Below are 9,673 nucleotides of genomic sequence, written 5' to 3'. Positions count from 1 at the left end.
CTTTACAGCCTGATACGACTGCTGTCATGGCGCCGTTCTGATTTCGATTACATGTTTTTAAAATATATCCAGCCTATCCTGCTCCATCTGCTGCGCACCGTGCGCTTCGGCTTTGACGTGGTGCGCGGCATGAAGTGGCCCGAAGTGCGCGACCTGCTGCAGTTTGCCAGCCGCCGCGTGCGCGAGGAAAGCCTGCCGCAGGTGGCCGGCAGCCTGACATTTGCCACCGTGTTTGCGCTGGTGCCGCTGCTGACGCTGGCGCTGGCGATCTTTACCACTTTTCCGCTGTTTAATACTTTCCGCCATGCGCTGGAAGACTATTTCATCCAGAGCGTGATGCCCAAGGGTATCTCCAACACCATCCTCGGCTACCTGACCACGTTTGCCTCGAAGGCGACGCGATTGTCGGCGATCGGCGCCGGCGCGCTGATCTTCACCTCGGTGGCGATGATGAACCTGATCGAGCGCGTGTTCAACCGCATCTGGCGCGTGCGCCAGGAACGGCGCTGGACCAAGCGCTTGCTGGTGTACTGGGCGATTGTCACCCTGGGTCCGCTGCTGGTGGGCGTGTCGCTCACCGTCACCTCGCGCGTGATCTTTGCCACCACCGGCCTGGTCGGCGCCGTGCCGTTCCTGGGCGTGGTGTTCTACACGCTGATTTCGATCGGCCTGACCATGCTGGCCTTCACCCTGCTGTACATGACGGTGCCGAACCGCGACGTCGACTGGCGCGACGCGGCCTGGGGCGGCCTGCTGGCGGCGCTGGCGTTCGAGGTGGCCAAGCGCGGCTTCGGCGAATTCATCCAGGATTTCCCCACTTACTCGCGCATCTATGGCGCACTGGCGGCGCTGCCGCTGTTCCTGGTATGGATCTACCTGAGCTGGATGATTACTTTGGTGGGCGCCTTGCTGGTGGCCGCCTTGCCGGTCGTCAAATACGAGCGCTGGTGGTACCAGGCGGCGCCGGGCAGCGAATTTGTCGATGCGGTGGCCGTGCTCAAAGTGCTGCACCGGGCCTGCCACTGCGCCGACTCGGCGCTGGTCGGCGCAGCCGAGATCCGCAGCAGCACGCGCCTCGGTTTCGATGAAATGGAAAAGCTGCTCGACAAGATGGTCGAGCAGGGCTGGGTGGGCCGGGTCAACGTGGAAGCGGCCGTGCGCGTGCAATGGGGCAAGCGCGTGGCCGACAGCTCCGACCACTGGGTATTGCTGGGCAACGTCAACCGCATCACGCTGGCCGACGTCTATCGCCTGTTCGTCTTCGGCGGCATGCGCGTCAACTCCGGCTACCCGGCCGGTTCCACCAACGAGCGCGACATGGAAGCGGCCGAGGAGGCGGCGCGCCTGGCGACCCAGGTCGAAGGCGCGGTGGAGGAGGGGCTGGGCATGACGCTGGCCAGGCACTTCGGCGAAGTGCGCTGCAAGTGAGTCAACTGAGTCAGTAGACCCGCGGATTGACCGCCGACTGGCTTGCGACGGCGTCGAACGCCGGCATATCCTGCTCGCGCAGCACCGCCAGCCAGTACGTATCGTCGCCGTCGTGCATGTTGACCAGTTTGAGGCCGTGCGGCGCCAGGTGATGCGCAATAGCCTCGAAACCGTCGGTGATGCTGGCGCCGTCCTCCTCGCCGTCCCAAGTGAAGTCCTGCAGCGCGGGCAAGTCAATATGCTGGCCGATAAGGGCGATTTCGTCGACCGATTTCCAGTCTAGCGTGGTGCCACGGCCCAGCGCGTCGGCGGCGCTCGACCATAGCAGGAACAGACAGGCCGCCTCCGGCGTGTCGCCCTCGTATTCTTCTTCCGGATCGTCCTCTTCCAGCTCTTCAAGCGTGATCTCCACGCACTGCTGCGCCAGCACCTGGTCGCCCTGCAGCAGCAGGGCGGCGATGGCGCGCAGCTGCTCGCGGTCGGCCAGTTCCAGCAGCTGCTGCGGCGTATAGCTGTTGCGCTGCACCGGCGGCGGCCCGCTCAAGCCCAGGGCCCGGTTCAGCTGCGCCGAGATGTCGGCGCGGAAGCCCTCCAGGGTATCGACCTGCACCAGCAGTTCGCCCGCAAAATCCATGCGCCACACCATGCCGTCCTTGACGACGAATAAAAAGTCGCTCTGCGCGGTCACGCCGTGCAGATGGTGCGCGGGAGCATATTGCGGCTTGAAGGCCTGTTTGCCGTCCAGCGTCAGCATGCAGGCCAGGCCCTGCGCATCGATGGCGTAGACCAGGTTCTTGCGCAGCTTCGGCGGCGACGACGTGGTGGCGCTGTCGATAAAGCTGTACTGGCACGGCGCCAGCGGCTCGCCCTTGTTGTTGACCAGGCCAAACAGGAAGCGCTCGCCGATACGCTGGCTGACCAGTGCAATCTTCTTGCGGGTGCCGAAATCCTGCACCGAGCTGTACACGGGCGGCACCACGATCGCGCCATGGCTATCCATCACGCCGTGTACATTGCGCTCGTCGCCGCTGCCTGGCCGCTCGAAGTCGAGCAAGCCGTCATTGCGTTCGCAGGTGTTTTCGACGCCTTGCATCACGACAGTACCATCGGGCAGGTGCAGCAGGCTGCTGGCGCCATCGGGCGGCACGCGCTGCGCCAGGTGCAGGCTGATCACATACAGCGCGCCTGGGGCGGGCGGCAATACCAGCGTGCCATTGAGGTCCAGCAGGCCCTGGCAGCCCGGCTGCGTGGCCGGTGCAAAGGTGATCCAGCCTTCCCCGGCATAGTGGCTGCCCAGGTCGATGGCCTGCATTTTCAGCGGCACGATCCAGCGCCCATACGGCGTGACCAGTCCGCGCACGGCCGGATCGCCGATGGCCGTCACTTCATAGCACTGCGCGTCCTCCACCCATTCGAGCACGTTCAGCCGCTGCATGAACGGCAGTTCATCCTTGTCGCGCTCCTCGATATTGGCCAGGTGGGCGGAGGCGGAGGAACACCAGTAGCCGATGGCGTCACTGCTTGCGGCCAGCAGCGGCTGCAGGGCCGACCGGTCGCCGCGCAACAGCGCCGCATGCAGCGCTGCCGCTTCCGCCGCCATTGCCTGCAGCTGCGCCGCAAACCCGGGCGTGCCGATATCGTGATCGATCAGCTGCACGCAATCGAGCACCAGATACGCTTGGCCGTCGGCCAGCAGCGAGGCGATGGCGCTGCGCGCGACGATGGCGGCCGCATCGCGCGGCGGGTCCATCAGCGCGGAGAGCGCCTGCCAGCTGGCGCGCGCCTGCGCCATGGGAGCGGCCAGCGCGCACGCGTGCTGCTCGCCATCGTCGTAGAGGGGCCAGGCGATGGCTTGCGCCTGCGCGCCCAGCAGCAGCTGGAACAGCATCGGCGTGGTCTGGCGCCATTCGGCCAGGCCGGTGATGTCGTCGATGTCGAAGCCGGGATGGCCGGGGAGGTCGGTGGTGCTGAACAGGACGGCGGTGGAAATCATGTGGTCTTGGTGAAAAAAGCGGGTTTGGTGGCGGCAAACGCGTACAGGGCGTCGAGCACGGCGTCGGGCTGCTCGGCCATCAGTTCATGGCCGGCGTCGACCTGCACCACTTTGCCGTGCGTGATGGCAGAGACCAGCAGCCTGGTCGATTTTGGGGGCGTCATCATGTCGCGCGTGCCGAAGATGAACAGGGCCGGGCAGTGGATCGAGGCGGCGGCGACTTCGCCATTGGCATAGGCGTTGCAGGCATAAAAATCGGTATGGAACACATGGTCGGGATTGATGGCGGAGATGCGCTGCTTGAGCCGGCGCGCCCCGCCCATGGCGTAGAAGCCGGGGCCGGGAAACGAGGGCTTTTGCGCGATCGACGAGTGCGACCAGATATTGACCATGTCGATCGCCGCCTGCTCGTCGTTTTTCGAGGTCTCCAGCAGCGCCGGCGACACCGTCATCGGATAGGTCGAACCCAGCATCGCCAGCTGGCTGACGCGCTCCGGCGCCTGGCAGGCCGCTTCCAGCGCGATCAATGAGCCCATGCTGTGGCCAATGAACATGGCCTGCGGCACGCCGGCCGCGTCGAGCACGGCCAGGATCCAGCGCGCCAGCTCTTCGACGGTTGCCTTGGCCGCGCCGCCGCTCCTGCCATGGCCGGGCAAGTCGACCGCCAGCACGTTCCAGCCATGGTGGGCGAAATAGCGCGTCTGCAGCGCCCAGACGCTATGGTCGTTCTGCGCGCCGTGGATAAAGACGGCGGTCGGCTGGCCGGCGTTGAACGGTTTGCCGCCCGTGTAGCAATAAGCGGCGATATTGTCGACGGTGTAGATCATCTCAACGGCCTTTCTGCGACAGTTTCAGGCCGCGCGCCAGGTCGTCGATCAGGTCGTCCGCGTCCTCCAGTCCCACCGACAGGCGCATGGTGCCCTGCGTGATGCCCGATTGTTCCAGCTGCTCGTTGGGCACGCGGAAATGCGTGGTGGAGGCAGGGTGGATCACCAGCGACTTGGCGTCGCCCACATTGGCCAGGTGCGAGAAAATAGCGAGGCTGTCGACAAAGCGCTGGCCGGCCGCGCGGTCGCCGCGCAGGTTGAAGGTAAACACGGCGCCGGCGCCCTTCGGCAGCAGCGTCTTGGCCAGCTCGTAGTCGGGATGGGTCGGCAGTTCGGGATAGGACACCGATTCCACCGCAGGGTGCGACAGCAGGAATTCGACCACTTTGCGCGTATTGGCCACATGGCGGTCCATGCGCAGGCCCAGCGTTTCGATGCCTTGCAGGACGGCAAACGCATTGTGCGGGCTCATTACGGCGCCGAAGTCGCGCAGGCCTTCGCGCCGCGCGCGCAGAGCAAACGGCGCCACCGTCGATTCCTCGGCAAACACCATGCCATGAAAGCCGTCATACGGTTCGCACAGTTCGGCAAAGCGGCCGGTTTGATCGTAGGCGGCCTGCCAGTCGAAGGTGCCGCCGTCAACCAGCAGGCCGCCGATCGCCGTGCCGTGGCCGCACAGGAATTTGGTGGCCGAATGGAACACCAGGTCGGCGCCATGGTCAAACGGACGTAGCAGGTAGGGCGTGGTAAACGTCGAATCGAGCATCAGCGGCAGATGGTGTTCATGCGCGAGGCCGGCGATCTGAGGAATATTGAGCACATCGAGGCCGGGATTGCCCAGCGTTTCGGCAAACAGCACTTTGGTCTCGGGCCGGATCGCGGCACGCCAGGCGTCCACATCGCGCGGGTCGACAAAGGTGGTGGCGATGCCGAAGCGTTTCAGCGTATAGGCCAGCAGGTTGTGCGAGCCGCCGTACAGCGCGCGCGAGGCCACCACGTGCGAGCCGGCGCCGGCGATCGTGCACAAGCCCAGGTGCATGGCGGCCTGGCCGCTGGCCGTGGCAATGCCCGCCACGCCGCCTTCGAGGGCCGCGATGCGCTCTTCGAGCACGGCGTTGGTGGGGTTGGAGATGCGCGAGTACACATGGCCGGCGCGTTCCATATTGAACAGCGAGGCCGCATGGTCCGAACTCTTGAAGGCAAACGAGGACGTAAAGTGGATCGGCGTGGCGCGCGCGCCCGTGGCCGGGTCGGGCGCCGCACCCGCATGCAGGGACAGGGTATCGAAACCCAGGTACTTCGGACCGCTCATGATGTCTCCGCCTGTTATTTTAATCGCCAGATCGTAACCCGATTTCCGCCGGAACAAAAGAGCGGCCGTGCAGGGCGCATGGACTGCGGCTTGGCGCAGGAGGAAAAACCCGCCCGGCAGCGGCGGCCGTCGTGTACGATGCGGTGTCAGCGATCTTTGGCTTGTGTGCTTCACGGAAATCCTGGGCTTTTGACTGCATGCGCAGCGGCGCGCGCAGGTGCACTTCCACCAGGATAGATCTGCCCGATGCCCACTTTCCTCACTTTGCCCGCCCTGGCTCCCTTGTCCTTTGACGACCTGCACCGCCATGGCTGGTCGCAGCACGCGGCATTTCTGCCGCCGGGATTGACGCGGGAGCTGGCCGGGCAATGCGTGCAGGCGCGCGGACAAGGCCGCATGAAGGCGGCCGGCACGGGCAGCGGCCGCACGCCCGGCGTGGACAGCGCCATCCGCGGCGACAGCATCGCCTGGCTGGAAGCGGGACAGTCTGCCGCTTGCGACGCCTATCTGGCGCTGATGGAGCAGCTGCGCCAGCAGCTCAACCGTGAGCTGTTCCTTGGACTCGACGAATACGAAAGCCACTTCGCCCTGTATGCGCCGGGCGCCTTTTACCGCGCCCACCTGGACCGCTTCCGCGACGACGACCAGCGCACCGTATCGGTGGTGATCTACCTGAACGCCGACTGGTTGCCGGAACAGGGCGGCGCCTTGCGCCTGCACCCCGAAGGCGCGGCCATTGTCGATATTGCGCCCGAGGCGGGCCGCATGGTGATGTTCCTGTCGGCCGAGATGCTGCATGAGGTGCTGCCCACTCAGCGCGAACGCCTGTCGCTGGCCGGCTGGTTCCGCCGCCGCGCCTGAAGTTTCCCATTGGATTTGATTGATCGCAAGGCTGGATTTTTTGGCAGGCATAGGCTACAGTCCCATTCAGGGCTCAGAATAACTACAATACCACTCACGCGGACAGGACGGCCAATATGAAAGTATCTGAAATTCTCCAAGTCAAGGGCAACATTCTTTATACGGTCACGCCGGACCAGCCTTTGCTTGACGCGGCCAATACCATGGCCGAAAAAGACATCGGTTCGCTGGTGGTGATGGAATTCGGCGACCTGGTCGGCATGCTGACCTTCCGCGAAGTGCTCAACGCGCTGCACGAGAACGCGGGCCAGATCGGCGGCGGCACCGTGCGCAAGCACATGGATGACCACCCGATCACCGTTACCCCCGATACCGAAGTGAACGAAGTGCGCCGCATCATGCTGGAAAAGCATGCGCGCTACCTGCCCGTGATGAACGCCAAGACCCTGCTGGGCGTCATCTCCTTCTATGACGTGGCGCGCGCCGTGCTCGAAGCGCAGAGTTTCGAAAACCAGATGCTGAAAGCGTATATCCGCGACTGGCCGGCCGAAACGCCGGACTGAGACGGCAGACAGCACAAAAAACGCCGGCGGATGCCGGCGTTCTCATTTTCAACATGACTTTCAGGCCGCGCCTTCCAGCGCCGCGTTGCTGAGCCAGCTTGCCAGCGCATCGGCCGTCATCGGCCGCGCAAACAGGAAACCCTGGGCAATCGGGCAGCCCAGCGACTGCAGGATCTGCGCCTGGCGCTCGTCCTCCACGCCTTCGGCCACCACCGCCAGGCCCAAGTTGCGGCCCAGCTGGATCACCATCTCGGCAATGCTGCTGCCGCGCGCCGAACCGGTAATTTCGGTCACAAACGCGCGGTCGATCTTCAGGCGGTCGACCTGCAGCCGCTGCAGGTAGGACAGCGACGAAAAGCCCGTGCCGAAGTCGTCGATGGCGATGCTCACGCCCGTCTGCTTGATCTGCCACAGCATCTTGATCAGCAGGTCCGGTTCTTCCATCGCCATCGATTCGGTGATTTCCAGCTCGATGAATTCGGGCGGCGCCTCGGTATCCTCCAGCGCCTGGCGCAGCATGTCGAGGAACAGCGGATGGCGGAACTGCACCTGCGACACGTTGACCGACATGACGAAATTGCGGTTGCCCTGTTCGCGCAGGCGCACCAGCTCGCGGCAGGCGGTGCGCAGCACCCATTCGCCCAGATCGATGATAATGCCCGAGTATTCGGCGATGGGGATGAAGCGGTCGGGCGAGATGAACTTGCCGTCCGGCGTCTGCCAGCGCAGCAGCGCTTCGGCGCCCACCGGGCGGCGCGTGGACAGGTCGATCTGCGGCTGGTAGACGACAAACAGCTGGCCTTGCGCAAACCCCGTGCGCAGCGCATGCATCATGCGCACGCGTTCGCGGATCTCGATGCCCATGCTGCGCGAGAAATAGAAGTGGCCGGCGCGCTGCTGGGTCTTGGCGCGTTTCAGGGCGATATCGGCGTCCTTCAGCGCATCGGCGCCGGTGCCCGCATGTTCGCCCAGGCGCACCAGGCCCAGCGTGGCGGACAGTTGCACGTCCTGGCCGTCTATGCTGAACGGTGTCTGGAACAGCGCCAGGATATTGGCAGGATTGACCTGGCTGGCGTCGCCGAGCACGCAGAAGATATCGCCACCGAGGCGCGCTACCGTCAACTGTGAGCCCAGCTGGTTCTGCAGCCGTCCCGCCACGGCGACGAGCAGCAGGTCGCCGAACTTGTGGCCGAGCGCATCATTGGTTTCGGCAAAATGGTCGAGATCGACCAGCGACAGCGTGGCGTCGTCGCGGGCCGGGCCGGCCAGCGCCGCGTCGAGGATTTCCACCAGCCGCGTGCGGTTGGGCAGCTTGGACAGCTGGTCGTAAAACGCGGCATTGTGCAGGTGCGAGACCAGCTCCACGTTGTCGAGGCCGACGGCGACATTGCTGCAAAATACTTCCAGCAAGCCTTCCTCGATGGCGCTGAGCGGGCGCGGCAACAGCAGATAGGCGGCCGAATCGCGGCTCGACTTGCCGGCAAAATACAGCGTGGCGTAATCGTGCGCATACACATTGCGGCGCTGCGCCAGCGCGTGTTCGATGGCGCCGGCGATGCGCGGATTGTCGATGCTGCACAAGGCGCCGCGCGCCAGGCCCGAAAAACAGCCGGTATGGGCGCAGACGAGCAGCGTGCGCTTGCCCTTGTCGTTGACTTCCTGGGTGCACAGCACGCCGTCGGCGCGGATATGCAGCAGGTCGGCTACCTGGGCCAGCACGCCGGCCGAGAAATTCTGCACGCCATGCAGCGCCATCAGCTGGGTGCTGGCGTGCACGATGCGGTCCAGGCCGCGCCGGCTGCTGCTGATGGCACGGATCTGTTCGTACGAGCGGATGGCGGCCGTGACGGTGGTAAACAGCTTGATGCGCGTCAGTTCGGACTTGGTCTTGTAGTCGTTGATGTCGAAGTCGCGGATGGCGTCGATTTCCGGCGCGTAACCGGGCTGGCCGGTGCGCAGGATGATGCGCACATCGCTCATTTTCAGCGTCTCGCGGATATAGCGCACCAGGTGCAGGCCGGCGTCGTCCTGTTCCATCACCACGTCGAGCAGGATGACGGCGATATCGCTTTCATGCTTGAGCAGCTCGCGCGCCTGGCCGGCCGAATAGGCGTGCACGAACTCGAGCGGACGGTGCTGCATCTCCAGGTTGCCGAGGGCGAAGGTGGTGGTGGAGTGCACGTCTTCATCGTCGTCGATGATCATCACCCGCCAGACGCTGCGCGCGGCGGGCGTGGCCGGAGCAGGCTGCTCCTCGAGGAATACCAGGTCGTCGTGATCGTCCTTGCTGGAGTCGGCATCAATAGGGATGATCGGTGCTGGCATGTAGTGCTTCTCCGGCTGTATCAAAAAAATAGGAGCATCGGCATGGGACAGGGCATTGCTTGATGTCAATGATCGAACATTTTCCGATGCACCCGATCCAAGTATATAGCGATTTAATAAGCTAAATGTTTTTTTTAGGATTATTCATACAAGCAATATTTTCAGTTTTACATGATTTTACCTGTGGCGCCCGATTTTCGGGCAAAACTGGCGATCATGCGGTCCAGGCGGCATGGGGCGGGGCGCAGGCTGGTAGAATGGCGGTTTTCCAGTCTTTCATATTCCCTACTATGTCCGGCAACTCTTTTGGCAAGCTGTTTACTGTTACCACTTTCGGCGAATCGCATGGTCCGGCCATCGGCTG

At 64.0% G+C, this 9,673-nt stretch carries 8 protein-coding genes; 3 read left to right on the top strand and 5 right to left on the bottom strand.

Features of this window, described 5'->3' with window-relative positions:
- Nucleotides 1-51 precede the first annotated feature (51 nt).
- Nucleotides 52-1,428, top strand: coding sequence for a YihY family inner membrane protein (locus RTQ46_RS26360; protein ID WP_312440567.1), 1,377 nt, complete (start codon nucleotides 52-54; stop codon nucleotides 1,426-1,428).
- Between the two features lie 10 nt (nucleotides 1,429-1,438).
- Here RTQ46_RS26360 and RTQ46_RS26355 read toward each other — a convergent pair whose 3' ends face one another.
- The 3 genes from RTQ46_RS26355 to RTQ46_RS26345 are packed head-to-tail and all read right to left on the bottom strand — an operon-like array spanning nucleotide 1,439 to nucleotide 5,560.
- Nucleotides 1,439-3,421: a WG repeat-containing protein gene (locus RTQ46_RS26355; protein ID WP_312440565.1), complete on the bottom strand. Its 1,983-nt coding sequence runs from the start codon at nucleotides 3,419-3,421 to the stop codon at nucleotides 1,439-1,441.
- Nucleotides 3,418-4,248, bottom strand: coding sequence for an alpha/beta hydrolase (locus tag RTQ46_RS26350; protein ID WP_312440564.1), 831 nt, complete (start codon nucleotides 4,246-4,248; stop codon nucleotides 3,418-3,420). Before RTQ46_RS26350 ends, RTQ46_RS26355 begins: the two co-directional genes overlap by 4 nt.
- Before the next feature lies 1 nt (nucleotide 4,249).
- Nucleotides 4,250-5,560 (bottom strand): O-acetylhomoserine aminocarboxypropyltransferase, encoded by a 1,311-nt coding sequence (locus RTQ46_RS26345; RefSeq protein WP_312440563.1) that lies wholly within the window; start codon nucleotides 5,558-5,560, stop codon nucleotides 4,250-4,252.
- Between the two features lie 246 nt (nucleotides 5,561-5,806).
- Between RTQ46_RS26345 and RTQ46_RS26340 the strand changes: the two genes are divergently transcribed.
- The gene (locus RTQ46_RS26340; RefSeq protein WP_312440562.1) at nucleotides 5,807-6,421 is read left to right on the top strand and encodes a 2OG-Fe(II) oxygenase; all 615 of its coding nucleotides are present in this window, start codon (nucleotides 5,807-5,809) and stop codon (nucleotides 6,419-6,421) included.
- Nucleotides 6,422-6,537: 116 nt separating this feature from the next.
- Nucleotides 6,538-6,984 carry a CBS domain-containing protein gene (locus RTQ46_RS26335; RefSeq protein ID WP_065309015.1) on the top strand — a complete coding sequence of 149 codons (447 nt, stop codon included), beginning with the start codon at nucleotides 6,538-6,540 and terminating at the stop codon, nucleotides 6,982-6,984.
- A 60-nt stretch (nucleotides 6,985-7,044) separates the two neighbouring features.
- Here RTQ46_RS26335 and RTQ46_RS26330 read toward each other — a convergent pair whose 3' ends face one another.
- Both RTQ46_RS26330 and RTQ46_RS26325 read right to left on the bottom strand, forming a co-directional pair.
- A complete protein-coding gene (locus RTQ46_RS26330) occupies nucleotides 7,045-9,309 on the bottom strand; it encodes an EAL domain-containing protein (RefSeq protein WP_312440561.1) in 2,265 nt (754 codons plus the stop codon).
- Nucleotides 9,310-9,476: 167 nt separating this feature from the next.
- A partial coding sequence (locus RTQ46_RS26325; protein WP_312440560.1) for a hypothetical protein occupies nucleotides 9,477-9,673 on the bottom strand: 197 nt, incomplete at its 5' end.

This window comes from Janthinobacterium sp., from assembly GCF_031995485.1.
Classification (GTDB): Bacteria; Pseudomonadota; Gammaproteobacteria; order Burkholderiales; family Burkholderiaceae_D; genus Janthinobacterium.
This window is presented reverse-complemented; position numbering and strand designations above follow the sequence as displayed.